Source organism: Streptomyces sp. DG2A-72 (genome assembly GCF_030499575.1).
Taxonomy (GTDB): Bacteria; Actinomycetota; Actinomycetes; order Streptomycetales; family Streptomycetaceae; genus Streptomyces.
The window spans coordinates 9,146,896-9,171,015 of sequence record NZ_JASTLC010000001.1 but is presented as its reverse complement, the minus strand read 5'-3'; the positions used below and the strand labels follow the sequence as shown (position 1 = coordinate 9,171,015).

At 69.8% G+C, this 24,120-nt stretch carries 21 protein-coding genes and 1 pseudogene; 1 reads left to right on the top strand and 21 read right to left on the bottom strand.

The features are described from left to right. Positions 1-8 precede the first annotated feature (8 nt). Entirely contained in the window at positions 9-2,078 is a 2,070-nt protein-coding gene (locus tag QQY66_RS43510; protein WP_301985965.1) for an alpha-galactosidase, read from the bottom strand. Positions 2,079-2,249: 171 nt separating this feature from the next. On the opposite strand from QQY66_RS43510, the gene QQY66_RS43505 reads away from it, so the two are divergent. Then, entirely contained in the window at positions 2,250-3,047 is a 798-nt protein-coding gene (locus QQY66_RS43505; RefSeq protein WP_301985964.1) for a tyrosine-protein phosphatase, read from the top strand. Positions 3,048-3,074: 27 nt separating this feature from the next. Here QQY66_RS43505 and QQY66_RS43500 read toward each other — a convergent pair whose 3' ends face one another. The 20 genes and pseudogenes from QQY66_RS43500 to QQY66_RS43405 form a co-directional block, all read right to left on the bottom strand. Next, positions 3,075-3,164 carry a DUF6126 family protein gene (locus QQY66_RS43500; RefSeq protein WP_301987694.1) on the bottom strand — a complete coding sequence of 30 codons (90 nt, stop codon included), beginning with the start codon at positions 3,162-3,164 and terminating at the stop codon, positions 3,075-3,077. Then, a pseudogene (locus QQY66_RS43495) lies at positions 3,157-3,680 on the bottom strand (XRE family transcriptional regulator); the annotation flags it as partial. The gene QQY66_RS43500 and the pseudogene QQY66_RS43495, both read right to left, overlap by 8 nt. A 68-nt stretch (positions 3,681-3,748) precedes the next feature. Next, positions 3,749-5,134: an aspartate aminotransferase family protein gene (locus QQY66_RS43490; RefSeq protein WP_210575396.1), complete on the bottom strand. Its 1,386-nt coding sequence runs from the start codon at positions 5,132-5,134 to the stop codon at positions 3,749-3,751. Beyond that, positions 5,131-7,023, bottom strand: a complete 1,893-nt coding sequence (dxs, locus tag QQY66_RS43485; RefSeq protein WP_301985962.1) for a 1-deoxy-D-xylulose-5-phosphate synthase — start codon at positions 7,021-7,023, stop codon at positions 5,131-5,133. Before dxs ends, QQY66_RS43490 begins: the two co-directional genes overlap by 4 nt. Positions 7,024-7,052: 29 nt before the next feature. Further along, on the bottom strand, positions 7,053-8,210 hold the full coding sequence (gene ispG / locus QQY66_RS43480; RefSeq protein ID WP_301985961.1) for a flavodoxin-dependent (E)-4-hydroxy-3-methylbut-2-enyl-diphosphate synthase: 1,158 nt from the start codon (positions 8,208-8,210) through the stop codon (positions 7,053-7,055). A 4-nt stretch (positions 8,211-8,214) separates the two neighbouring features. Then, the gene (gene hpnH, locus QQY66_RS43475) at positions 8,215-9,237 is read right to left on the bottom strand and encodes an adenosyl-hopene transferase HpnH (RefSeq protein WP_301985959.1); all 1,023 of its coding nucleotides are present in this window, start codon (positions 9,235-9,237) and stop codon (positions 8,215-8,217) included. Between the two features lie 5 nt (positions 9,238-9,242). Then, positions 9,243-9,884 (bottom strand): 1-hydroxy-2-methyl-2-butenyl 4-diphosphate reductase, encoded by a 642-nt coding sequence (locus QQY66_RS43470; protein WP_301985957.1) that lies wholly within the window; start codon positions 9,882-9,884, stop codon positions 9,243-9,245. Then, positions 9,884-11,875, bottom strand: a complete 1,992-nt coding sequence (gene shc / locus QQY66_RS43465; RefSeq protein ID WP_301985956.1) for a squalene--hopene cyclase — start codon at positions 11,873-11,875, stop codon at positions 9,884-9,886. The genes QQY66_RS43470 and shc overlap by 1 nt, the downstream gene beginning before the upstream one ends. 116 nt (positions 11,876-11,991) lie before the next feature. Next, entirely contained in the window at positions 11,992-13,056 is a 1,065-nt protein-coding gene (locus QQY66_RS43460; RefSeq protein WP_301987693.1) for a polyprenyl synthetase family protein, read from the bottom strand. A gap of 68 nt (positions 13,057-13,124) precedes the next feature. Beyond that, positions 13,125-14,555: a hydroxysqualene dehydroxylase HpnE gene (gene hpnE, locus QQY66_RS43455; RefSeq protein ID WP_301985954.1), complete on the bottom strand. Its 1,431-nt coding sequence runs from the start codon at positions 14,553-14,555 to the stop codon at positions 13,125-13,127. Beyond that, positions 14,552-14,692, bottom strand: a complete 141-nt coding sequence (locus tag QQY66_RS43450; RefSeq protein WP_301985953.1) for a DUF6380 family protein — start codon at positions 14,690-14,692, stop codon at positions 14,552-14,554. Before QQY66_RS43450 ends, hpnE begins: the two co-directional genes overlap by 4 nt. Next, positions 14,692-15,642 (bottom strand): presqualene diphosphate synthase HpnD, encoded by a 951-nt coding sequence (gene hpnD / locus QQY66_RS43445; protein WP_301985952.1) that lies wholly within the window; start codon positions 15,640-15,642, stop codon positions 14,692-14,694. The genes QQY66_RS43450 and hpnD overlap by 1 nt, the downstream gene beginning before the upstream one ends. 16 nt (positions 15,643-15,658) lie before the next feature. Beyond that, on the bottom strand, positions 15,659-16,540 hold the full coding sequence (gene hpnC / locus QQY66_RS43440) for a squalene synthase HpnC (RefSeq protein ID WP_301985951.1): 882 nt from the start codon (positions 16,538-16,540) through the stop codon (positions 15,659-15,661). Positions 16,541-16,926: 386 nt separating this feature from the next. Then, positions 16,927-17,706: an ABC transporter ATP-binding protein gene (locus tag QQY66_RS43435; protein ID WP_301985950.1), complete on the bottom strand. Its 780-nt coding sequence runs from the start codon at positions 17,704-17,706 to the stop codon at positions 16,927-16,929. Next, positions 17,699-18,628 carry an ABC transporter permease gene (locus tag QQY66_RS43430; RefSeq protein WP_301985949.1) on the bottom strand — a complete coding sequence of 310 codons (930 nt, stop codon included), beginning with the start codon at positions 18,626-18,628 and terminating at the stop codon, positions 17,699-17,701. Before QQY66_RS43430 ends, QQY66_RS43435 begins: the two co-directional genes overlap by 8 nt. Positions 18,629-18,725: 97 nt before the next feature. Continuing rightward, positions 18,726-19,610: a glycosyltransferase family 2 protein gene (locus tag QQY66_RS43425; RefSeq protein WP_301985948.1), complete on the bottom strand. Its 885-nt coding sequence runs from the start codon at positions 19,608-19,610 to the stop codon at positions 18,726-18,728. After that, positions 19,607-20,386, bottom strand: a complete 780-nt coding sequence (locus tag QQY66_RS43420; RefSeq protein ID WP_301985947.1) for a CDP-alcohol phosphatidyltransferase family protein — start codon at positions 20,384-20,386, stop codon at positions 19,607-19,609. Before QQY66_RS43420 ends, QQY66_RS43425 begins: the two co-directional genes overlap by 4 nt. Further along, positions 20,364-21,425, bottom strand: a complete 1,062-nt coding sequence (locus QQY66_RS43415; RefSeq protein WP_301985946.1) for an iron-containing alcohol dehydrogenase family protein — start codon at positions 21,423-21,425, stop codon at positions 20,364-20,366. Before QQY66_RS43415 ends, QQY66_RS43420 begins: the two co-directional genes overlap by 23 nt. Next, on the bottom strand, positions 21,413-22,165 hold the full coding sequence (locus QQY66_RS43410; protein WP_301985945.1) for a phosphocholine cytidylyltransferase family protein: 753 nt from the start codon (positions 22,163-22,165) through the stop codon (positions 21,413-21,415). Before QQY66_RS43410 ends, QQY66_RS43415 begins: the two co-directional genes overlap by 13 nt. Then, a complete protein-coding gene (locus tag QQY66_RS43405) occupies positions 22,162-23,940 on the bottom strand; it encodes a DUF5941 domain-containing protein (protein ID WP_301985944.1) in 1,779 nt (592 codons plus the stop codon). Before QQY66_RS43405 ends, QQY66_RS43410 begins: the two co-directional genes overlap by 4 nt. Positions 23,941-24,120 lie beyond the last annotated feature (180 nt).

Here is a 24,120-nt window from a genome sequence, read left to right as displayed (position 1 = left end):
CAGATCGCTCAGATGCGACGCAGCCGGAGAACTGCCGCATCGAGGTCACCGCGTAGCCCTGTGCGCAATCCGTGATGCAGCAGGACCGCACCCCGGTGAACTTCGCCCGTTTCGCGGCATTCATACGACGCTGTCGGGTCGAGGCCGCGCAGTCGCAGCGCCGGAACGGGCTCGCCGTAACGCTGCGCCTCGAGCCAGGCGAGGACGACGGTCTCGTCGCCGAGCACGTACTGCACCGCACTCAGCCCGCCCTGCGGGGGCCGCAGCCGATACAGGTCGCCGCGCTGCACCAGGGGCCGGATCTCCTTGTACAGACCCACCCACTTCCGGGCCTCGGCCAGCTCGTCGTCCGTCCACTCGGTGAGGTCACCGCCGACCCCGAGCACCCCGGCCATGGCGCTCACGAACCGGAAGCGCAGCGAGCTGACCCGGCCGTTGAGCTGGACGTTGGGGCTGTCGGTGACCCACGCGGCCATGACCCGTGCCGGGTGGATCTGGCTGAAGCCGTGCTGGATGGCGAGCCGGTCGAGCGGGTCGGTGTTGTCCGAGGTCCACACCTGATCCGTACGGCTCATGACCCCGAGGTCGATCCGGCCGCCGCCGCCCGAGCAGGACTCGAAGGCGACTCCGGGGTGCGCGTCCCGCAGCCGGTCCAACAGCCCGTACAGCGCACGCACATGGTCGACCCACAACCGCTGCGGATACGCCTCTCCCGGCCAGCCCGCATCGGTGAAGCAGCGATTGAAGTCCCACTTCACATAGTCGATCGGGGCGCTGGAGAGGAGCGTGTCGAGCTGCTCCCAGAGGTACTCCTGAACGTCGTCGCGGGCGAGGTTCAGTACGAGCTGATTGCGGAATTCCGTCCGCTTGCGCCCGGTTTGGTGCTGCACCCATTCGGGGTGGGCGCGATACAGGTCGCTGTCCGGATTGACCATTTCGGGCTCGACCCAGATACCGAACTGCATACCGAGGCCGTGCACGTGGTCCGCGAGCGGCTTGAGCCCGCCGGGGAAGCGGTCGGGGTTGGGTGTCCAGTCGCCGAGCCCGGCCCGGTCGCTGGTCCGTGCCCCGAACCAGCCGTCGTCGACCACGAACAGCTCCACGCCCATGTCCGCGGCCCGCCGCGCCAGCGCCCGCTGCTGCTCCTCGGAGATCTCGAACTCGGTGGCCTCCCAGGAGTTGAAGAGCACCGGCCGGTCCTCGCCCGCGTCCGGAATGACATACGTCCGCTGGTACGCGTGCCAAGCGCGGCTCGCCCCGCCGTAGCCGCCGTCGCTCCACAGTCCGGCGAAGACGGGCGTCGTGAACGACTCGCCCGCCGCCAGTCGCAGCAGGCCCGAGTCGTCGTGTCCGGCGCCGCCGGTGATCTGCACGCGCGCGTCGGCGAGTTGGGCCACGGCGATCCGCCAGGACCCGGACCAGCCGAGCGCGCAGCCGTAGACCTCGCCGCGCTCCTCGGTCGCATCAGTGTCCAGCGCGACCCAGGGCAGGTGCTGGTGTCCGGTATGTCCGCGGCGGCTGCCGATGACCTTCTCACCGTAGGTGAGGTCGGAGCGCACGAGCCGGGACTCCGCGGCCCAGCGGCCGTGCAACTGGGAGAGCCGCCAGCCGTCGCGGTCCGGCAGGGTCCAGGTCGCGGAGTCGGCCCGCAGCAGCTCGACCTCCGGCCCTTCGTTGCCGAGGGTCACCCAGCGCTCCACGACGTCGTCGCGCATCCGGTAGTGCAGCGTGACGGCCAGGCCGCCGTCGCGGAATCGCAGCCGCAGCGCGTCGTCCTCGGACCCGTACGCCTCGAAACGCCACTCGGTGCCGCGCCGCTCCTCGGTGCGTACGGAGAGGGCGGGCCGGGCGAAGCGGGGGCCGCCCTCGACGGGGTACTCCTCACGTCCGTCGAGCGGGGACTCGAAGGGCCGGTAGTCCGGCAGCGGACGTACGGCGAGGGCCTCGGCGTCGGCGAGCGTGATCCGCGGGCCCCAGTGCAGGTGCAGCAGCTCGTGGTCGTCGGTGAGGTGGATGGCGTAACCGCTGGTCGGCCCGGTCAGGAGCCACGTACGGCCGTTCTCGGAAATTTCCAGCATCACGTCTCCACAGTTCCGAACAGGTGCACTCAAGTACCAACATCATCTATGTCCGGGAACCCCGGGACAACGCCTGTGGACAACTCATTGCCCCAGGAATCCATGTCGTATCGTCGAGTGCGTGCCCGTCGACGAGCCGCGCCGACGAAGCCGACTGGGAGGGGAGCCCCCGTGACGCAGCAGATCCCGTCGACCGAGCCGGAGCTGGCCCGAGTGCGCAACTTCCGTGACGTGGGCGGACTGCCGACCGTGGACGGACGACGGGTGCGACAGGGCGTGCTGTTCCGCAGCGGGCATCTCGCGCACGCGACCGAGGAGGACGCGGCGTTCCTCGGCTCGCTCGGCCTGCACACGGTCTTCGACTTCCGCAACGCGGCCGACCAGAAGCTGGAGGGACCGGACGTCGAGCTGCCCGGCGTGCGGAATGTGAACCTCCCACTGACCGACCCGGCGGACGGCGCCGAGTTCTGGAAGATGGTCCGCGACGGCGACATCGACCAGCTGCGCACGATCCTCGCCGACGGCAAGGCAGCGCACCGGATGATCACCTCGTACCGCACGATCATCAAGGAGCGCACCGCCGAGCACTCCCGCGTGCTGCACGCGCTCGCCGAGGACAGCGTCCCCGCCCTGATGCACTGCGCGGCCGGCAAGGACCGCGCCGGCCTCTCCATAGCCGTGACGCTGCTCGCCCTGGGCGTCGAGCGCGAGGCGATCGTGGCGGACTACCTGGAGTCGAACGCCAAGCACCGCCGCTACAAGGTCCACCGCAGCAGCAGCGCGGCCTCCGCCTACTACCCCGAGGTCATGGAACTGCTCAACCCCCTCTTCGACGCCCGCGCCGAATACCTCACCGCGGCCTTCGAGACCATCGAGTCCACCTGGGGCGGCGTCGACGCCTACCTGGAACACGGCCTCGCAGTCACCCCCGAGACCCGCGAGCGGCTGTGTGAGCGGCTCCTCGACTGAGGGCGTACGCCTACTGAGGATGTACGTCTACTGCTTCGCCCTCAGCTCGAAGAGCAGGTAGATGAAGCCCGCGAACACATGCCCGACCGCGATGTAGATGATCAGGCGCACCCACAGGGCGCGCGGCCGTCGGGCTCTGCAGCAGGGTGTGGACGAACAGAAGCTCCAGCCCGTCGCGGTCCTCCGCGGCGATCCGATGCGGGGTCAGCGAGTCGAAGTGCGCTGTCGCCGGGCGCGAGACGGGACGCGGACGGGCAGTGCCTGCGCGCCGCGTCCCCGTTGGCAACTGTCTCATCGGTTCGGACACGGTCGTACCTTGAAGTTCTCTCCCAGAGGAAGCCGGGAGACTCTCCCCTGGATCGCTCCGGGGAGTTTGGCAGGTCATGCCTGTCCGACGACGCCCCTTCCGGCCGCCGGAGCAAGTACGGGACTCGCTCGGGTTGTTGGGGACTTGATTGTCGCCCGCCAACGATGCACTGAGCGCATCAGATGAGTTACCGAGCGCTCCCGGCGTTCACGCTGAGGTGCGGGCGACAGCCCGGCGGCGCCCGCCGCGGCCTCCAGGGTGAGGGAGGCACGACGCCGCAGGGCTCGGAGCTGCGGCGCCACGACGGGCAGGTCGGGAGAGCTCATGCCCTCCATTCAGCCGGAGGCTTGCCTATGGGGCAAATTCTTTGCCCCATAGGCAAAAGCGCCCGTTTCTAGCGGTTGGCCACCGCCTGCTTGACCAGCGTCTTCCCGAAGTCCCACATCAGACCGCCGCCGCTGTGGGCGTCGTCCATCACGGCCGTGAAGGCCTCGACGAACCGGTCCACTTCCCGTTCGCCGACGATCAGCGGCGGGATCAGCTTGATCACCTCCAGATGGTCGCCGGAGACCTGGGTGAGGATCCGGTGCCGCTGGAGCAGCGGCACGACCACCATCTGCGCGAACAGGCCCTTGCGCGCGGCCTGCAGCATGGTCCAGCGGCTGCGCAGCTTCAGCGAGCTGGGCCTGCCGAACTCGATGCCGATCATCAGGCCCCGGCCGCGTACGTCGGCGAGCAGCTCGTACTTGTCGACCAGCGCCGCGAGGCGGGACCTGAGCAGGTCGCCGGTGGCCCGGGCGTTCGCGACGATCTGCTCGTTCTCCATGACGGACAGGACGGCCAGGCCCGCCGCCATGGCCTGGGCGTTGGATCCGAAGCTCGCCGAGTGCACCAGCACACGGTCGATCGACGAGTAGACCTTCTTGAAGATCCAGTCCTTGCCGAGCGTGGCGCCCACCGGCACATAGCCGCCGGAGAGCGCCTTCGCTACGCAGACCAGGTCCGGTTCGACGCCGTCCTCGTGCTGGTAGGCGTAGAAGTCCCCGGTCCGGCCGAGCCCGGTCTGCACCTCGTCCGCGATCAGCAGCGCCTTGTGCTTGTGCAGCAGGTCCTGGGCCGCGCGCAGATAGCCGGGCGGGGGCTCCAGGACGCCCTTGCCCTGGATCGGCTCGACGATCAGGGCGGCGACGTCGCCCTTCTTCAACTCCCGTGCCAGCGCGACGAGATCACCGAGCGGTACGGCCGTGTCGGGCAGCAGCGGGGCGAAGCCGTCACGGAAGCCGTCCTCGCCGTTGACGGACAGGGAGCCGGTGGTCAGGCCGTGGAAGGAGTGCTCGCAGTACAGGACGCGGGGCTTTCCGGTGGCGCGGCGGGCGAACTTCAGCGCGGTCTCGACCGCCTCGGTGCCGCTGTTGCCGAAGAACACCCGGTCCAGATGCGGGCTGTGCGCGAGCAGCCGCTCGGCCAGCAGCCCGGGCAGCGGCTGGCAGTCGAAGCGGGTGAGGTCGGCGAGCTGTGCGTCGAGCACATCGTGCAGCGCCTTGCGGACGACGGGGTGATGGCGGCCCAGGCCCATCACCCCGAACCCGGCGAGCATGTCCAGGTAGTCGTCGCCGTCCGCGTCCCAGAAGTACGCGCCCTCGGCCCGCTCGTAGACCTTGTCGAAGCCGATGGTGTGCAGCATGCGCGGGAGCTGATGGTTGAGGTACTTGGTGTGCAGCTCGTAGCGCTCGGCTCCGCGCTCGGCCAGCAGTGCGCCGAGGTCGAACTCCGTGGTCATTCGGGTTTCTCCTTGGCTGACTCCTTGACGGCCAGGCTCGCGCTGATCCGTCCGGCGACCTCGACGGGCGTGAGGCCGATGTCGGCGAGCACCTCGCCGCGTTTGGCGTGCGCGAGGAACTGCTCCGGGATGCCGAACCGCCGTACGGGCACGTCGACATCGGCGTCACCGAGCGCCAGCGCGACCGCCGCTCCGACCCCGGACGCGCGGCTGTTGTCCTCGACGACGGCGACCAGGCGGTGCTCGGCGGCGAGACCGGGGAGCGCCGGGTCGACGGGCTTGACCCACCGCGGGTCGACGACGGTGCAGCCGATGCCGCGCGCCTGAAGCAGCTCGGCGGCTTGCAGGCAGACGGGCGCCATGACGCCGACGGCGACCAGCAGGACCTCCGGCGACTCTCCGCGGTGCAGTACGTCGATGCCGCCCACCCGGTCGACCGCGGGAACGCACGGCCCCACCGACTCCTTCGGGAACCGTACGAGGGTCGGCGCGTCGTCCACCGCGACCGCCTCGCGCAGCTGGGCCCGCAGCTGGTCGGCGTCGCGCGGCGCGGCGATCCTGAGGCCCGGCACGACCTGGAGGATCGACATGTCCCACATGCCGTTGTGGGAGGCGCCGTCGACGCCCGTCACACCGGCCCGGTCCAGGACGAAGGTGACGCCGCAGCGGTGCAGGGCGACGTCCATCAGGAGCTGGTCGAAGGCACGGTTGAGGAAGGTGGCGTAGACGGCGACGACGGGGTGGAGTCCGCCGGTCGCGAGCCCGGCCGCGCTCACCGCCGCGTGCTGCTCGGCGATGCCGACGTCCCAGACCCGGTCCGGGAACCGCGCGGCGAACTTGCCGAGCCCGACCGGGTGCAGCATGGCCGCCGTGATCGCCACGACGTCCTCCCGCTCCTCCCCGATCCTGACGATCTCCTCGCCGAACACCGAGGTCCAGGACGGCCCGTTGGACGGCGCGAGCGGCTCGCAGGTGAGTGGGTTCATCACACCTACGGTGTGGAAGTGGTCCTCCTCGTGCGCGAGAGCGGGTTCGTAGCCGCGCCCCTTCTCGGTGAGGCAGTGCACCAGCACCGGCCCGTGGAAGCGTTTCGCACGCCGCAGCGCGGACTCGACGGCACCGATGTCGTGTCCGTCGATCGGGCCGACGTACTTCAGGCCCAGGTCCTCGAACAGCCCCTGCGGCGCGAACGCGTCCTTGAAGCCCTTCTTGGCGCCGTGCAGTGCCTCGTAGACGGTGTTGCCGACGATCGGCGTGCGCTGCAGCACGTCCTTGCCCCAGGCCAGGACCTGTTCGTAGCTGTCGGTGGTGCGCAGGGTGGCGAGGTGGTTGGCGAGGCCGCCGATGGTGGGGGCGTACGACCGTTCGTTGTCGTTGACGACGATGATCAGCGGCCGGTTCTTGGCGGCCGCGATGTTGTTCAGCGCCTCCCAGGCCATGCCGCCGGTCAACGCGCCGTCGCCGATCACCGCGACGACATGCCCATTGTCCCCCTGCACCTGGCGGGCCTTGGCGAGCCCGTCGGCCCAGCCGAGCGCGGTGGAGGCGTGGCTGTTCTCGACGATGTCGTGCTCGGACTCCTCGCGCGACGGGTAGCCGGAGAGGCCCCCCTTGCCGCGGAGCTTGGAAAAGTCCTGACGCCCTGTCAGCAACTTGTGTACGTAGCTCTGGTGGCCGGTGTCCCACACGATGCGGTCGACCGGCGACTCGAAGACCCGGTGGAGGGCGATGGAGAGTTCCACCACCCCCAGATTGGGCCCGAGGTGACCGCCGGTCCTGGCCACGGCGTGCACCAGGAACTCCCTGATCTCGTCGGACAGTTCGCCAAGTTGCGCCTCGGACAGTGCCTTCAGGTCGCGTGGTCCCCGGATGCTCTCCAGAATCGTCACGTTCGCGGGCCCCCTTCGGTCCGTGCTGTTCAGCTCACGGTGACGGCCGGCTCCCCCGACTCGACGCCGTCCTGTTCCATCTGTTCGGCGATCTTCATCGCCTCGTCGATGAGGGTCTCCACGATCTTCGACTCGGGCACGGTCCTGATGACCTCGCCCTTCACGAAGATCTGCCCCTTGCCGTTGCCGGAGGCGACCCCCAGGTCCGCCTCCCGCGCCTCACCGGGACCGTTGACCACACACCCCATCACGGCCACCCGCAGCGGCACTTCCATGCCCTCCAGACCTGCCGTGACCTCGTCGGCCAGTTTGTACACGTCGACCTGGGCGCGCCCGCAGGAGGGACACGAGACGATCTCCAGGCGCCGCTGCCTCAAGCCCAGCGACTCCAGGATCTGGATGCCGACCTTGACCTCCTCGGCGGGCGGAGCGCTCAAGGACACCCGGATCGTGTCACCGATCCCCCGCGACAGCAGCGCCCCGAAAGCCACGGCCGACTTGATGGTCCCCTGGAAGGCGGGACCCGCCTCGGTGACGCCCAAGTGCAGCGGATAGTCGCACTGTTCGGCCAGCAGCCGGTACGCGTTGACCATCACCACCGGGTCGTTGTGCTTCACCGAGATCTTGATGTCCCGGAAGTCGTGCTCCTCGAAGAGCGACGCCTCCCACAAGGCGCTCTCCACCAGCGCCTCCGGCGTCGCCTTGCCGTACTTCTGCAGCAGCCGCCGGTCGAGAGAGCCCGCGTTGACGCCGATACGGATCGGTGTGCCGTGGTCCTTGGCGGCCCGCGCGATCTCCTTCACCTTGTCGTCGAACTGCTTGATGTTGCCGGGATTGACGCGTACGGCCGCACAGCCGGCCTCGATCGCGGCGAACACGTACTTCGGCTGGAAGTGGATGTCCGCGATCACCGGGATCTGCGACTTGCGGGCGATGGTCGCGAGGGCGTCCGCGTCGTCCTGCGTGGGGCAGGCGACGCGGACGATCTGGCAGCCGGACGCGGTGAGTTCCGCGATCTGCTGCAAGGTGGCGCCGATGTCCGACGTACGCGTCGTCGTCATCGACTGCACCGACACCGGGGCCCCGCCCCCGACCGCCACCGGCCCGACCTGGATCTGCCGTGAGACACGGCGCTCCGCGATCGGCCGGACCGGTACCTCGGGGACGCCCAAGGAAATGGCGGTCATGGTGTCACTCGCGGTTTCCGGCGACGGTCTCGCGCATGGCCCGCAGGGACTCCTTGAGGGAGCCCATGGTGGCCATGACCGCGGTCGGCTCGTAGCCGCAGTGCGCCATGCAGTTGGCGCAGCGCGGGTCCTTGCCGCGGCCGTACTTGTCCCAGTCGGTGTCCTCGATCAGCTCCCGGTACGTGGTGACGTACCCGTCGCTCATCAGGTAGCAGGGGCGCTGCCAGCCGAAGAGGGAGTAGTTCGGGATCGCCCAGGCGGTGCACGGGAAGTCGACCTTGCCCTCCAGGAAGTCCAGGAAGAGCGGGGAGTGGTTGAGCCGCCACTTGCGCCGGTTGCCACCGGCGAAGGCCTTCTTGAACAGCTCACGGGTCTGCTCCACGCCCAGGAAGTGCTCCTGGTCGGGGGCCTTCTCGTAGGCGTAGGCGGGCGAGATCATCATCTCGTCGACCTTGAGGTCGTCGTTGAGGTAATTGAGCACCTCGATGATGGTCTGCGGGGTGTCGGTGTTGAAGAAGGTCGAGTTGGTGGTGACGCGGAAGCCGCGCCGCTTGGCCTCCTTGATCGCCTCCACTGCCTCGTCGAACACACCCTCCTTCGCCACGGACTCGTCGTGCCGCTCGCGCAGCCCGTCGATGTGCACCGCGAAGGCGAAGAACGGCGAGGGCTTGAACTTGTCCATCTTCTTGCGCAGCAGCATGGCGTTGGTGCACAGGAAGACGTACTTCTTCCTCGCCACCAACTGCCGCACGATCTCATCGATCTTGGGGTGCATCAGGGGTTCCCCGCCGGCGATCGACACCATCGGGGCACCGGACTCGAGCACCGCTCCCACAGCTTGGGCAACCGGCATGCGCTGCTTGAGCACACCTGCCGGGTGCTGGATCTTGCCGCAGCCCTCGCACTTGAGATTGCAGGCGTAGAGCGGTTCCAGCTCGACGATGAGCGGAAACTTGTCCCGCCTGCGGAGCTTCTGTTCAGCCAAATACGTAGCGACCTTGATGGACTGGCGCAGCGGCATGGCCATCTGGCTCACCTCCTGGGGAGCAGCAAAGAACGGTGCCATTCGTAGAAAGCAGGAAGAACGGAGCGCAATACGCGGAAGGCCGATATTCCTCCGCGCAATGTGCCGATCCGGACGAGTTCATGTTCTGGAGCGTCCACGACCACCCGGACGGCCGCAACCGGGCGCGGGCCCGTGCGCACGGCGCTCAGGAGCGTGGCCGCGGACTCCATGTCGACCGCGATCGCGCCGGTCGCGAGGAGATCGGACCGTTCCTGACCGCGTACGACATGGTCGGAGCCGGTGAGCGGCCCGGTGTGGACGGTGCGGCCGGGTGCGGCGCGCACGAGTTCCTTGACCAGTAGGTCGGTCCCGACGCACGGAACGGTTCCGTCCGGGCCCCGGGTCTCCTCGGCGACGACCAGGTCGCCGGGGTGCATGCCCGGGGCGAGCCCCGCACAGAAACCGGTCGCGAGCACGGCGGCCTCGCCGAACGCCGGGTCGGCCAGCACCCGGGCGGCGGATCGCTCCGCCGCCTTGGGCCCCATCCCCGTACGCAGGACGGTGACCGGCCCGCCCGCGCCACTGCGATCGCTCAGGCGCAGGGCAAGGTGCTCGATGCCGAGCGCGCAGGCGATCAGCAGCGGGGCGGGGGCGGGCTGGGCGCTCATCAGCCCGCCTCGGCCTTGGAGAACGGTTCTCCGTGGACGTACCGGCCGAGCGCGGTGAGCGGGAAGACCTGCCGGTAGAGGTGGTAGTTGATCGAGAAGTCCCACGGGAAGCCGGTCCCCGTGAAGTACGGCTCGTCCCAGGAGCCGTCCTCGCGCTGTGCGCTCGCGAGCCACTCGATGCCGCGCTCGACGGCCTTGGAGTCCTGCTCGCCGGCCGCGAGCAGGGCCAGCAGCGCCCATGCCGTCTGCGAGGCGGTGGAGGCGCCCTTGCCGCTCCACTTCTTCACGTCGTGGTACGAGCGCAGGTCCTCGCCCCAGCCGCCGTCGTCGTTCTGGACGGACTCCAGCCAGGCGACGGCCCGGCGGATCGCCGGATGCGAGCCGGGCAGTCCGGCGGCGGTCAGCGCGGGCACCACGGACCCCGTGCCGTAGATGTAGTTGACGCCCCAGCGCCCGAACCACGAGCCGTCCGGCTCCTGTTCGGCGAGCAGCCACTCGATGCCGCGCCGGGTACGCGGGTCATGGGCGTAGCCCTCGACCGCCAGCATCTCCACCACGTGTGCGGTGACGTCCGCGGACGGCGGGTCGATGACCTCGCCGAAGTCGCAGAACGGCAGCTTGTTGGGGAACATGCTGGTGTTGTCGACGTCGAAGGCCCCCCAGGCGCCGTTCTTCGACTGCATCCCGAGGTTCCAGCGCACCCCGCGCCCGATCGCCTTCTCCACCCGCTCCGGGTCGTGGTGCCGGATCCGGCGCAGCGCGAGGACGACCTCGGCGGTGTCGTCGATGTCGGGATAGTTGTCGTTGTGGAACTCGAACGCCCAGCCGCCGGGCGGCAGTTGGGGCTTGCGCACCGACCAGTCGCCGGGCCGCACGATCTGCTCGCCGAGCATCCAGTCGGCGGCCTTCACCAGCTGCGGATGGTCGGCGGGGACCCCCGCGTCGGCGAGTGCGATGGCCGCGAGACAGGTGTCCCACACCGGGGACTGGCAGGCCTCGATCATCCGCGCCCCGTCCTCGCGCCAGACGGCGAAACGGTCCAGCGACGCGAGCCCCTCGCGCATCACAGGGTGTTCGAGGTCGTAGCCGAGCAGGTACAGGGCGATGACCGAGTACACGGCGGGCGGCTGGATGCCGCCCCAGCAGCCGTCGTTCTCCTGCCGCTCGATGATCCAGCGGGCGGCGGAGTTCATCGCCGCCCTGCGCAGGCCGCGCGGAGCGAACCTGCGGTACTGGTGCAGCGCCTTGTCGAGCCGTTCGAAGACGCCGTCCCAACTCGCCGCGGGAGACAGCGGCTTGACCGGGTTCGGGTTGCGCGGATCCGTGTGCAGTTCGTCGAGGGAGAAGGGCGCGGGCCGCACCGGACGCTTCGCGGAGACGATCGTCAGCGGGACGATGGTCTGCCGCGCCCAGCAGCCGAAGTCGTAGATGTTGAGCGGGAACCACTTCGGGAAGTAGATGAGTTCCGGCGGGAGTTCGGGCAGGTCCTCCCACTTCCACCAGCCGAACAGTGCCAGCCAGATCCGGGTGAAGACCCGGGAGGCCGCGATGCCGCCCCGCTCGCGGATCCAGGCCGAGGCCTTCGCCATGTGCGGCGCGTCCGGCGCGTCGCCGGCCAGCCGCAGGGCGACGTACGCCTCGATGGTGGTGGAGAGTTCGCCGGGTCCGCCGTAGAAGGTGGCCCAGGCGCCGTCCTCGCGCTGCTCGCCGCGGATGAACAGGGCGGCGGCGCGCGTGGTGGCCTCGTCGCGGATGCCCAGGAACTGGCGCAGCAGCAGGTCCTCGGCGTCCATCGTGACGTTCGTCTCGAGGTCGCCCTTCCACCAGCCCTGGGTGTCCTGCCGGGAGAGCAGGAACTCGGTGGCACACCCGATGGCGTGTACGGCGGCCTCGTGCACCCCGGCCGCCGGGGGGATGTCGATCTGTGTTTCGCTGGCCGAGGCTGCTCGGGGCGGCAGTGCCCCGGTGCTTCCGTCGGTCGTCGCTGTCATGGCTTCCCCTTCGTGCAGTCGTACGAGTCGTGCTGCTGTGGGTCCGCCGTCGACCGGTGCTCGTGCGTCCGTAGCACCGGCCGGCGACTACGCGAGGGCTGTTCGACCGATAATGATCATCTCTTCCGTACGACGACGAAGTCGGCGAGCGCCGCGAACTGTGCCCGCACCCGGTCGGGCATCTCGATGGCGTCGAGGGCTTCGATGGCGATGGTGTGCTGGCGGCGCGCCTCTTCGGCGGTCCACTCGCGCCCGCCCGCCTCCTCGATGAGGGCGGCACGGGCCGCGAACTCCTCCTCGGAGAAGTTCGCGAAGTCACTGCTCTTGGCGTCGGCGGCGAGGATCTCGCCGAGCCGCTCGGAGGCGGCGCCGCCTCCCGCGAGCGCCGCCACGACCGGCAGGGACTTCTTGCGCTGGCGCAGATCGCTCCAGGTCTGCTTGCCGGTGGAGACCGGGTCGCCCCAGATGCCGAGGAGGTCGTCGACGGCCTGGAAGGCGAGGCCCAGGTGGTAGCCGTACTTCTCCAGGGTGTCGGCGGTGCGGTCGTCCGCGCCGCCGAGCACGGCGCCGATGGAGCTGGCGCAGGCGAGCAGGGCGCCGGTCTTGTTGCCCTCCATCTCCAGGCACTCCTCGACGCTGACACGGTCGCGGTGCTCGTAGGAGATGTCCTGCGCCTGGCCGTCGATGAGGGCGCGGGTCGCGGAGGTCAGCCGGCGGGTGGCGCGGCCGGCCTCGACGGTCCCGAGCTCCAGCAGGACCTCGTTGGCCAGGGCGAACAGGGCGTCGCCGACCAGGATCGCCTGGGCGGGGCCGTGCACCTTCCAGACGGTGTCGCGGTGCCGGCGCTGTTCGTCGCCGTCCATCAGGTCGTCGTGCAGCAGGGAGAAGTTGTGGACCAGTTCGACGGCGACCGCTCCGGGGATGCCGGCCTCGGGCGCCGCGCCGGTGACCTCGGCGGAGAGCACCGCGAGGGCGGGGCGTACGGCCTTGCCGCCATCACCGTCGGCGGGATTGCCCTGGGCGTCGATCCAGCCGAAGTGGTAGGCGGAAACGGTGTCCATGGGAGGGGCCAGGCGGTCGATCGCCGCCCGCAGTACCGGTGTGGCCAGGGACCGGCCGCGCTCCAGGAGCGCGGTCACGTCCACCGCGGTCCTTCGAGCGGCCGTCGAGGCCGGGGGCACAGTGGGCACAGTCTCTCCTCTTGTTGCGGTACCGGGGGTGCGGGGACCTGCCGCGCGCTGATGGAGCATCAGGCCGCCTCCTCGACTTCGAAGAGATAACGGGGGCGGGGCCGGCCCAGGGAGCTCAGCACGGCGTCCGCCGCACTCACACCACTGCGAACCGCACTCTCCATGGTCGCGGGCCACCCCGTGGCGGTCCACGCTCCGGCCAGATAGAGGCCGGAGGCCTTGGTACGGGCGCCGGGCCGCAGTCGTCCGACGCCGGGGGTGGGAGCGAACGTGGCGGTGCGCTCCCTGGTCACGAAGAAGTCCGTCACCCCGGCACCGCGGGTGCCGGGCAACAGCCGTTCCAGCTCGGGCAGATAGCGCTCGCGCAGTTCGGCGACCGGTGCGTCGATCTCGTCCTGCGCCGCCGACTGCGACAGCGCCAGGTACTGGCCCTGCTTCAGCCCGGAGGCATCGGTCCGGTCGAAGACCCACTGCACCGGCGTGCCGAGGGCCGCGAAGAAGGGCTTGTGGAGCACCTTCCGGTCGTACACGACATGGACGTTGAGGATCGGCGCGGTGCCGATCTCCAGCAGCCGTTCCGGCGCGTCGAGGGCTCCGGCGGGCAGCAGATCGTGCGCTTCGCGGTGGGGTACGGCGAGGACGACGGCGTCCGCCCGAAGTGTCTCGCCGGGAACCTGAACGCTCAGGCTCCCGTTGTCGTCAGTAGAGATGGAGGTGACTCGTGTACGGACCTCGGTACGCACGCCCGCGGAGTCGAGCGCCTTGCGGGCCAGCCGGTCATGCAGTTCCCCCAGCGGGACGCGCGCCCAGCCGATGTCGGCCGCGCCCGGGTCGGACAGCAGACCGGTCTTGAACACCATCGCGGCGAGCCCCAGCGAGGCGTCGCCCGCGACCGCGTTGAGGGTGGCGACCCCGACCAGGTCCCACAGGGCCTCGACGGCACGCGCCGACTGACCGTGCGCGGTCAGCCAGCTGCCGAAGTCCTGCGTGTCCAGGGTCGGATCGGCGAGGTCCAGCCCCTTGAGCGCGAGCGCGGCCCGCCCGACCTTGGCGCGGTCGGCGAGTGAGAGATGCGGATACGTGGCCAGGCTGCGCCCCAGATGCAGGGGCACCGGCAGCGCGTCGCGCCGCAGCCTGCCGAGCCGCCGTCCCTCGGGCCTGGCGACATCGAGTACGGGCACGTCGAGACGATCCTGCAACGGCGCCAGCGCCGCTCCCTCGATGCGGTCGAGGAACCAGCGGTAGGCGGTGCAGCAGCGCAGATACACATGCTGTCCGTTGTCGACCGTCAACTCGCCGCGCTGGAAGGAGAAGGCGAGCCCGCCCAGGCGCGGCCGGCCTTCGAGCAGGGTGACGCGCACTCCGGCGTCGGCGAGCGCGAGCGCGGCGGTGATCCCGGCGAGCCCGCCGCCGACCACGACGGCGTCCCGCCCGGAGCGTGACCCCGGCATGTCCGCGAGCGGCTCCTCGGTCCGCGAGCCGTCGGTCATCGTGCACTCCCCCCTGCTCGGCCACCGCGATGCTTGAACGGTGCATGGCAGGCCGTCGCAGTGAGGGACGCCGCGCGGCACCGGAGGGTTGCCCGCCACTTTTCGCCGCTGAAATCACCTTGGACCGTTTTGTCCATCAGGCGCGCCTCCTGACGGTCCGCCGGGTCACATGCCGCGCGTCCAGGCCGGACAGGCCGCGCACGGCGACGTACGCCTTCTCTCGCCCGGGCAGCGAGACCCGGCCACGCAGCACCGCCTCCGGATCGCGCTCGATGCGATCGAGGAGGCGGCGGTAGATGCCGGCCATGGCGGCGACACAGGCGCCACTGCGCCGGTCGAGCATGGGGAGCAGCCGGTAGCCCTCGGCGAAAAGGGCGCGGGCCCGACGCACTTCGAAGTGCACGAGACCCGCGAAGTCGGCGCCCTCCGGCGGTTTCGCCCCGCTGAACCCGGCCGAGCAGCCGAACTTGGCCAGGTCGTCGGCGGGTAGATAGGTGCGCCCGCCCTCGGCGTCCTCGCGGACGTCCCGCAGGATGTTGGTGAGCTGAAGCGCTAGCCCGAGCGTGTCGGCATACTCCGGCGCGCGCTCGGCGCCACGCGCCCCCCGCTCCGTACCGAACACCCCGAGCGAGAGCCGCCCGATGGCACCCGCCACACAGCGGCAGTACACCTTCAGGTCGTCCCAGGTCTCATAGGTCTCGCCGCGTACGTCCATGAGCACGCCGTCGATGAGCTCGTCCAGGCCGCCCAGTGGGATCGGGAACTGCTCGGCGGCATGGGTCAGGGCGACCGCGACCGGGTCGGTGTCGTCCTCGTCGACCGCGTCCTGGCGGATCCGGGTCAGCAGCGCCCGGGTGTCCTCGAGTCTGGCGACCTTGACGTCGGGTGCCAGCGCGCCGTCGCCGATGTCGTCGACACGACGCGAGAACGAGTACAGCGCCGACATCGCGCGCCGCTTGTGCGTGGGCAGCAGCCTGATGCCGTAGGCGAAGTTACGGGCCTGCTGTCCGGTGACGGCCTCGCAGTAGCTGTAGGCGGCGAGTACCGGTGCGGACACGTGTGTGGGAGAGTCCACGGTCCGGATCACCCCTCTCCTCGCAGAGTCAGGCCCACCTCACGCAGCAACTGGATCTTGCCGGGTTCGGGCGGGCCGGGAAGTACGTCGTATTCGGCGGCGGCAATCGCATGGATTGCCGCCCTTCCCCCGCCACGAACCCTGCGAGCAGCAGCTTCAACCTGCCGTGGACGCTACCCACCAGGGGGGCGCCTTCATTCAGGAGATCGCGGGCGCGTTGCGCCTCGTATGCAACCAGGGCGCGCACCGATGCGCCCGCGGTTTTCGCGGCGAGATCCGCCTCCTGGACATGAAAGCGTTTCATGTCGGCGGCGGGCAGATAGATACGGTCGCGGCCGAAATCCTCGGCAACGTCCTGGAGGTGCTCGACGATCTGCAGGGCCGTGCAGATCGCGTCGGAGCGCCTGACCCGCTCGGGGGTCTCGGTGCCGGTGACGGCGAGGACGAGACGGCCGACGGGGTTGGCGGACAGTTCGCAGTACGCAACGAGGTCGTCGTAGGTCTCGTAGCGGGAGACGAGCTGATCCTGGCGGTTGGCGGCGATCAGGCCGAGAAAGGGGTCCGGGCTCAGCGCGCGGCGCCGGACGGTCGGCTGGAGGCGCTGCAGCAGCGGGTGACGCGGCGTCGAATCGAACACGCGGTGAAGGTCGGCCTCGAAGGCGTCCAGCATCAGCAGCCGGTCCTCGGCCTGCGCGGGGGACACGCCGAGCAGCCGGGCGTCGACACCCCCGGGGGCGAGATCGCCGTCGCCGATGTCGTCGACGAGGCGGGCGAAGCCGTACACGGCCACGAGGTCGGCGCGCCAGGCCCTGGGCAGGAAGAACGGGGCCACGGGGAAGTTCTCGTCCGCGGCCTTGTCGAGCGTGCCGCGCTCCGGATCACCGGTCGGCGCGGCGCCGGTTCCCGTCACCGTTCGCTGCCCGGGGCGGGGACGGCACATGCTGCGTCGACCTGGGGAGTTTCCGTAGCCATTGCCGTCACATCTCCCGTTCTACACCGTCGACCCAATACACACTATTTCGGACACGCCACCCGGTCGTCGGCGCGGCTGCCCTGGCGTGGAGTGTCGCGCACTATCGCCCCACTTGCCGCTTATCGGGACCGGTACAGCTTACGTTGTACAACGCAACAGGGTCCGTCGGGGTGTCCTGCGCATCACAAGAACACACCGATTGGCATCAAGATTCCTTGGGCCGACCGAAGTTGACGTCTCCTTTGCAGACGCGGGGCCCCGCCGGAAGGGTTCCTGCGAGGCCCTGGGAAGCGTGGTGGGCTTTTCGCCCGGGTCCGGGTGGACTACTTGCCCGTGAACTTCTCGTACTCCTTGATGACCTCTTCGGTAGGTCCGTCCATGCGCAGCTCGCCGCGTTCCAGCCACAGGACGCGGTTGCAGGTGTCGCGGATCGACTTGTTGTTGTGACTGACCAGGAACACGGTGCCCGCGCTCTTGCGCAGTTCGCGGATGCGTTCCTCGGAGCGCTTCTGGAATTTGCGGTCGCCGGTGGCCAGCGCCTCGTCGATCATCAGGACGTCGTGGTCCTTGGCGGCGGCGATGGAGAAGCGCAGCCGGGCCGCCATGCCGGAGGAGTAGGTGCGCATGGGCAGGGTGATGAAGTCGCCCTTCTCATTGATGCCGGAGAAGTCGACGATCTCCTCGTAGCGCTCCTTGATCTCCTCGCGGGACATGCCCATGGCGAGCCCGCCCAATATGACGTTCCGTTCGCCGGTGAGGTCGTTCATCAGGGCCGCGTTCACCCCGAGCAGGGAGGGCTGGCCGTCGGTGTAGACCTTGCCGCTCTCGGCGGGAAGCAGGCCGGCGATGGCGCGCAGCAGCGTCGACTTGCCGGAACCGTTGGAGCCGATCAGACCGATGGCCTCGCCGCGGTAGGCGACGAAGGACACGCCTCGCACGGCGTGCACCTTGCGCACTCCGCGTTCCTCGCCGCGCTTGAGCATGCGGCTGAGCGCTGCCGTGGCGCTGCCCTTGCCGGTCTTGGCACCGTTGACGCGGTAGACGATGTGCAGGTCGTCGGCGATGACGGTGGGGATCCGTTCGTCCCTCGGGTGCTCAGCCACGGCCGTACCTCTCCTCCGCCTTCCAGAAGTAGACGAAGCCGCCGACGGCGAGCAGCACGGACCAGCCGAGCGCGACCGCCCACACATGGTCCGGGAGGTTCTCGGAGCCATAGCCGTCGATGAGCGCGAAGCGCATCAGGTCCAGGTAGATGGCGGCCGGGTTCCACTGCAGGACATTGGCGATCCACTGGGGCTTGTCGGCCAGCATGATCGGGATGGAGTACATCACGCCGGACGCGTACATCCATGTACGCATCACGAACGGCATCAGCTGCGCGAGGTCCGGGGTCTTGGAGCCGGCCCGGGCCACGATCAGGGCGAGGCCGGTGTTGAAGAGGAACTGCAGGGCGAGCACCGGGACGATCAGGGGCCAGGACAGGTCCGGGAAGCTGCCGAAGACCATGGTGATCGCGAACAGCACGATCATCGAGTAGAGCAGCTGCTGAAGCTGCTGGAGCGCGAAGGACACCGGCAGCGAGGCGCGCGGGAAGTGCAGGGCGCGGACCAGGCCGAGGTTGCCGGAGATCGCGCGGACGCCGGCCAGCACCGAGCTCTGTGTGAAGCTGAACACGAAGACGCCGGTGACCAGGAACGGGATGTACACCTCGCGGGACATGCCCCGGTCGGCCTCGAGGATGACGCCGAAGATGAAGAAGTACACGGCCGCGTTCAGCAGCGGGGTGACCACCTGCCAGAGCTGGCCGAGCTTCGCCTGGCTGTACTGGGCGGTCAGCTTCGCCCGGGAGAAGGCGAGGATGAAGTGACGCCGGTCCCAGAGCTGGCGGACGTATTCCACGAGTGAGGGGCGGGCGCCGCTCACGGACAGTCCGTACTTCGCGGCGAGCTGGGCCGCGGTCAGTCGCTCGTCGGGCGACGGAGCCGCGCTCACCGCGACTCCACCGTCGTGCGTTGTCTCACTCACCAAAAGAAACTTTCGTCTTCGAGATGCGCAGCCTGTGCGGGCAGGGCATGAGCCGGCGGCCGTGGGTGACGGCCGGGTGCTCTCAGGACCGAGCTTGTCAGATGACGGGGGGTCGGCCCAGTCGAGTCAGCCGCCACACCGTACGCCACTTCATGGGCCTGCGGGGCCCGCACTCGGTCGTCCAGCCTTCCCGGAATCCGCCGAACCACGCCCTGAGCGCGGGCCGCGAGGGGCGGCGCAGCAGGGTGAGCAGCATCCAGACGCCGAGGTAGACGGGGACCAGGGGCGCGGGGAGGTTGCGGCGGGCGAGCCATACGCGGTTGCGGGCGACCATGCGGTGATAGACCGCGTGCCGCGAGGGCGCGGTCGTGGGGTGGTACAGCACCATGTCGGACCGGTAGTCGATCATCCAGCCCGCGTCGAGGGCCCGCCATGCGAGGTCGGTTTCCTCGTGTGCGTAGAAGAATTCGTCCGGGAGCGCGCCGACTTCGGCGAGGACCTGGGTGCGTACGGCGTTGGCGCCGCCGAGGAACGTGGTGACCCGGGAGGAGCGCAGCGGGTCGGAGGCGCGCAGCCGGGGCACGTGGCGGCGCTGGGTCTCGCCGGTGTCCGGGTCGGCGATGCGGAAGCTGACGATGCCGAGCTTCGGGTCGGCCGCGAAGGCCTGGCGGCACAGCTCGGCGGTGTCGTGCTGGGCGAGCAGGCCGTCGTCGTCGAGGAAGAGCAATATGTCGACATCCCGGCCGCTCGGCCCGAAGGCCTCGATGCCGACGTTGCGGCCGCCGGGGATGCCGAGGTTCTCGGGCAGTTCGATCGTGCGGACGCCGTCGGGGACGTCGGGGACGGGTGAGCCGTTGCCCACGACGACGGCCTCGACCGGGTCACCGTCCTGCTTGGCGACCGAGTCGAGCAGGGCCCTGAGCTCCTCGGGGCGGTTGCCCATGGTGATGATGACCGCCCCGACCTTCATCCCGGGGCTCACCGGAGCCTGCTCGACACGAGGATGGAGACCAGGTGCAGCAGGGTCTGCACAAGCGCGATGCCGGCCAGCACCGCGACACCGAGCCGGGAGAAGAACAGGTCGCCACGCATCGCGTCCAGAACGGCCAGGACCAGGATCAACAGGGACGCCTCGATACCGAGCACCAGCCGGTGGAACTTCAGCGCCGCGGCGGCCCTGCGGGCCAGCGCCATGCCGGAGGAACGCGGCTCGGACGCGGCCTCCTTGACGGGCGGCAGTCCGCCCTGGTGGCGGGCGACGCCGACGAGGTCGGTCTCGGCCTTGATCAGGATCGCGCCGAGGGCGGCCAGGGTGCCGAGGAACGCCCACAGCCAGTCGATGCGCCCGGAGCCCCACAGGTCGGCGGCGCGCAGGCCGAAGCCGACGAGCACCGCGGCATCGCACAGATAGGCACCGACCCGGTCCAGGTAGACCCCGCCGAGCGAGAACTGCTGCTTCCAGCGCGCCACTTCGCCGTCGACGCAGTCGAGCAGCAGATAGAGCTGGACCATCAGCACGCCGAGCAAGGCGCCCGAGATCCCCGGCACCAGCAGGGCGGGGGCCGCGAGCACGCCGCAGAGGGTCATCAGGTACGTGAGCTGGTTGGGCGTGACCTTGGTGTTCACCAGGGAACGCGTGATCCGCAGGGACACCTCGCGCATGTAGAGGCGTCCCGCCCAGTGCTCACCGCTGCGCCGGTCCTTGACCCCGGCGGGGTGCACGACCGGGCGGAGTTCAGCTACCGATGGCCTTGACATAGTCGGCGTAGGTGTCCTTGATCTGGTCGGTGGTGAGGTCGAGGTGTTCGAGGATCGTGTAGCGGCCGGGCCGGGTCCGAGGGGCGAACTCCACGACCTTGATGAACTCCTCGGTCGTGAAGCCGATCTCCTCCGGCAGCACCGGCAGTCCGTGCCGGCGCAGCACCTCGGCCATGTGGACCGACTCCTCGTGGGCTCCGCGCAACCACATCGCGAAGGCGGCGCCAAGGCCGCACTGCTCGCCGTGGGCGGCGGCGCGACGCGGGTAAAGCAGGTCGAAGGCGTGGTTGATCTCGTGGCACGCCCCGGACGACGGGCGGGAGTCGCCCGACACCGACATGGCGATACCGCTGAGCACCAGCGCCTCGGCGAGCACCTGGAGGAAGTCGTTGTCCCCGATGCCGCCGGGGTGCCTGAGCACGGCCTCGCCGGCCTGGCGGGCCATGGCCGCGGCGAGGCCGTCGATCTTCTCGCCCTTGACGCGGACCGCCAGTTCCCAGTCCGCGATCGCCGAGATGTTGGAGACCGCGTCGCCGATACCGGCGCGCACGAACCGGGCCGGGGCCTCGCGGATCACGTCCAGGTCGATGACGACGGCGATCGGGTTGGGCACGCCGTACGAGCCGCGGCCCGCGTCGTTGTCGAGGGTCGCGACCGGCGAGCACAGGCCGTCGTGCGCGAGGTTCGTCGGTACGGCGACCAGCGGCAGGCCGACCCGCGCCGCGGCGAACTTGGCACAGTCGATGATCTTGCCGCCGCCGAGCCCGACGACCGCGTCGTAGTGGCCGGCCTTCATCTCGGCGGCCAGCCGGATCGCGTCGTCGAGGGTGCCGCCGCCCACCTCGTACCAGGTGGCGCCCGGCAGCGAGGGGGCGATGCGCTCACGCAGCTTGGCGCCGGAGCCGCCGCTGACCGCGACGGCGAGCTTGCCGGAGTGCGAGATGCGCTCGTCGGCGAGCACGTCGCCCAGGTCGTCGAGGGCACCCGGGCGGATGTCGACGACGACCGGTGAGGGGATGAGCCTGGTCAGTAGCGGCACGCGATCTCCCGTCCCCGGGCGAGATCGTCGTGGTTGTCGATCTCGACCCAGTCGACCTCGCCGATCGGCGCCACGTCGATACGGAAGCCGCGGTTCACCAGCTCCTGGTAGCCGTGTTCGTAGAACTGCTGCGGGTCGGTCTCCCACACGGTCTTCAGCGCGTCGGCCAGCTCGGGGGCGGCGTCGCCTTCGATGAGCGTGACGCCGATGTACTCGCCGGTGGCCTCGGCGGGGTGCATCAGCTTGGTGATCTTCTGGACGCCCTTCTCGGGGTCCACGACGACCTTCATCTCCTCGTCCGCGAGGGACTTCACGCTGTCGAGGGCCAGGATGATCTTCTTGCCGTCACCGCGGGCGGCGAGCAGCGTCTTCTCGACGGAGACCGGGTGGACGGTGTCGCCGTTGGCAAGGATCACGCCGTCCTTGAGGGCATCACGGCCGCACCACAGGGAGTAGGCGTTGTTCCACTCCTCGGCCTTGTCGTTGTCGATGAGCGTGAGCGTGAGGCCGTACTTCGCTTCGAGGGCCGCCTTGCGCTCGTACACGGCCTCCTTGCGGTAGCCGACGATGACCGCGGCCTCGGTGAGGCCGATCTCGGCGAAGTTGGCGAGGGTGAGGTCCAGCACGGTCGGTTCGCCCTCGATGCCCGCGGGCCCCACCGGCACCAGTGCCTTCGGCAAGGTGTCGGTGTAGGGGCGCAGACGCCGTCCGGCGCCTGCCGCCAGCACGAGGCCGATCATGCGGGTTCTCCTTCGTCGTGTACGGCGGGTGCCCCGGCGGACACCCAGAAGCGGGTGCTCTCGACGAGCACCACCAGGGCGACGGCCCCGGCCAGGACCGTGAGCGCGACCTCGAACTGCGCGCCGGTGAGCAGCGCGGCCAGCACGACGACCACCAGCGTCCGGCCCTCGTGCCCCCCGACCGCCCGCACCAGCCACGTCGGCGGGGCGCCCGCGTTGCCGCGGATGCGATAGACCGTGTCGTAGTGATGGTAGGCGACAGCGGCCACCAGGCAGAAAGCCGCGGGAAGCGCCCCGTTCACCTCTGATTCAGCTGCCAGGATGAGGACGGTCCCGTATTCAGCGGCGCGGAAGAAAGGCGGAACCAGCCAGTCCAGAGCGCCTTTGAGCGGGTTCTGGACGGCGGCGGCGGACAGGACGACATAGGCGAGGGCACACAGAACGGTCTGCCATCCGGCGCCCCAAAGTGCGGCGGAGATCACCACCAGGAGACCGCCGGCAAAAGCGGCGTAATAACCACCACGGGGATAAGTGCCACGCCCCGCGCGAAGGACCAGTTCGGTGAGCGGACCGCAGTCCGCGAGGTCCGCGAGCGCCTGCGCCGCTCGGTCCGTGCGCTGCGCCTTGCGCGTCAGCGATCGCAGCACGCGGCCCGCCGTGGTGTACGTCGCCGCGAAGGCGCAGCCGATGAGGAGCGCGTAGAAGGTGATGCGGGGGGTGGTGGCCGCCGTCAGGACGGCGATCATCGCCCAGCGCTCGCCGATCGGCAGGACGATCATCCGGCGCACCCAGACCGTCCAGCCGACGCTGTCCAGCTTGCCCGAAAGGGCCGCGGTGGGGCTGGTGTTGGCGGTGGCGTCGTGGTTCGCCTCGTTGAAGGAGAAGTCGACGACGTGCCGGCAGGTCTGAAGGATCATCGCGCCCAGCGCCAGGGCCCATACGTCGTCGCCGCCGCGGGCCGCTCCGAGCGCGAGGCCCGCGTAGTAGGCGTACTCCTTGGCCCGGTCGAAGGTGGCGTCGAGCCAGGCGCCGAGTGTGGAGTACTGCAGGGAGTAGCGGGCGAGCTGTCCGTCGGTGCAGTCCAGGACGAAGGAGAAGAGGAGCAGCAGTCCGGCGGCTATGAATCCGCCCCGGGTGCCGGTGGCCGCGCAGCCCGCCGCGATGAGCGCGGTGAGCAGGGAGGCGGTGGTGACCTGGTTCGGGGTGAGGCCGCGGCGGGCGCACCAGCGGGCCAGATGGCGCGAGTACGGGCTGATGCAGAAGGTCGTGAAGAAGCCGTCGCGGGCCTTCACGGCCGACTTCAGGCGTACGGCCTCGTCGTCGATGGCGGCGACCGCCTGCCGTGCCTCGTTGCGGGCCTGCGGGTCGGCGGGGACGGCGGCCACGAGGCTGCCGAGGTCCGGGCGGTGCACATCGGCGCCGAGGGCGGCGGCGATGCGGTCGGCGAAGCTGTCCACCAGCAGTGCGCCGCCGGCGGAGTTCTCGCGGGCCATCGCCCGGGTCAGCGCCTGACGGGCGCCGGGCTGGGCGGTCACGGCGCCCGGGATCGCGGCGAGCGGGAAGCGCGGGTCGGTGAGGCCGAGACGCAGGGCGTGCAGATGGCCGACGAAGCGGGTGTCGACGACGGCGACCCGCTGGTCACCGGGGACCTCGGCGAGAAGCGTCTCCGCGTCGGCGGCGTCCGATGCGGTCCGCACCTCGAAGCCGAGCGACCGCAGATCACCCTCGATCGACGATCCGGGGACCGGCTGACCGGTGAGGATGGCGGTCGACAACCGAACTCACTCCCTGGGAATGCCGACGCTCCGCGCCGGTCATGTACGTGGTGGGGGCGCCCCTTGGATGCACCAGGCGGGCGGCATGTCGGCAGAGGCTATCGGATGATGGGAAGTTCGTGTTCACCGATCGTTCATGGTCCGGTCGACACGATCTGCCCTCGCCTTTGCCGTGATCAT

What these genes read in the sequence shown, in the direction of transcription:
- QQY66_RS43410 (WP_301985945.1), bottom strand. Translation starts at nt 22,165, where the DNA reads ATGATCGGCCTCGTGCTGGCGGCAGGCGCCGGACGGCGTCTGCGCCCC.
- QQY66_RS43510 (WP_301985965.1), bottom strand. Translation starts at nt 2,078, where the DNA reads ATGCTGGAAATTTCCGAGAACGGCCGTACGTGGCTCCTGACCGGGCCG.
- ispG (WP_301985961.1), bottom strand. Translation starts at nt 8,210, where the DNA reads ATGACCGCCATTTCCTTGGGCGTCCCCGAGGTACCGGTCCGGCCGATC.
- shc (WP_301985956.1), bottom strand. Translation starts at nt 11,875, where the DNA reads ATGACAGCGACGACCGACGGAAGCACCGGGGCACTGCCGCCCCGAGCA.
- QQY66_RS43470 (WP_301985957.1), bottom strand. Translation starts at nt 9,884, where the DNA reads ATGAGCGCCCAGCCCGCCCCCGCCCCGCTGCTGATCGCCTGCGCGCTC.
- hpnE (WP_301985954.1), bottom strand. Translation starts at nt 14,555, where the DNA reads ATGACCGACGGCTCGCGGACCGAGGAGCCGCTCGCGGACATGCCGGGG.
- QQY66_RS43450 (WP_301985953.1), bottom strand. Translation starts at nt 14,692, where the DNA reads ATGGACAAAACGGTCCAAGGTGATTTCAGCGGCGAAAAGTGGCGGGCA.
- hpnH (WP_301985959.1), bottom strand. Translation starts at nt 9,237, where the DNA reads ATGGCCATGCCGCTGCGCCAGTCCATCAAGGTCGCTACGTATTTGGCT.
- QQY66_RS43490 (WP_210575396.1), bottom strand. Translation starts at nt 5,134, where the DNA reads ATGACCACGGAGTTCGACCTCGGCGCACTGCTGGCCGAGCGCGGAGCC.
- QQY66_RS43420 (WP_301985947.1), bottom strand. Translation starts at nt 20,386, where the DNA reads ATGTCAAGGCCATCGGTAGCTGAACTCCGCCCGGTCGTGCACCCCGCC.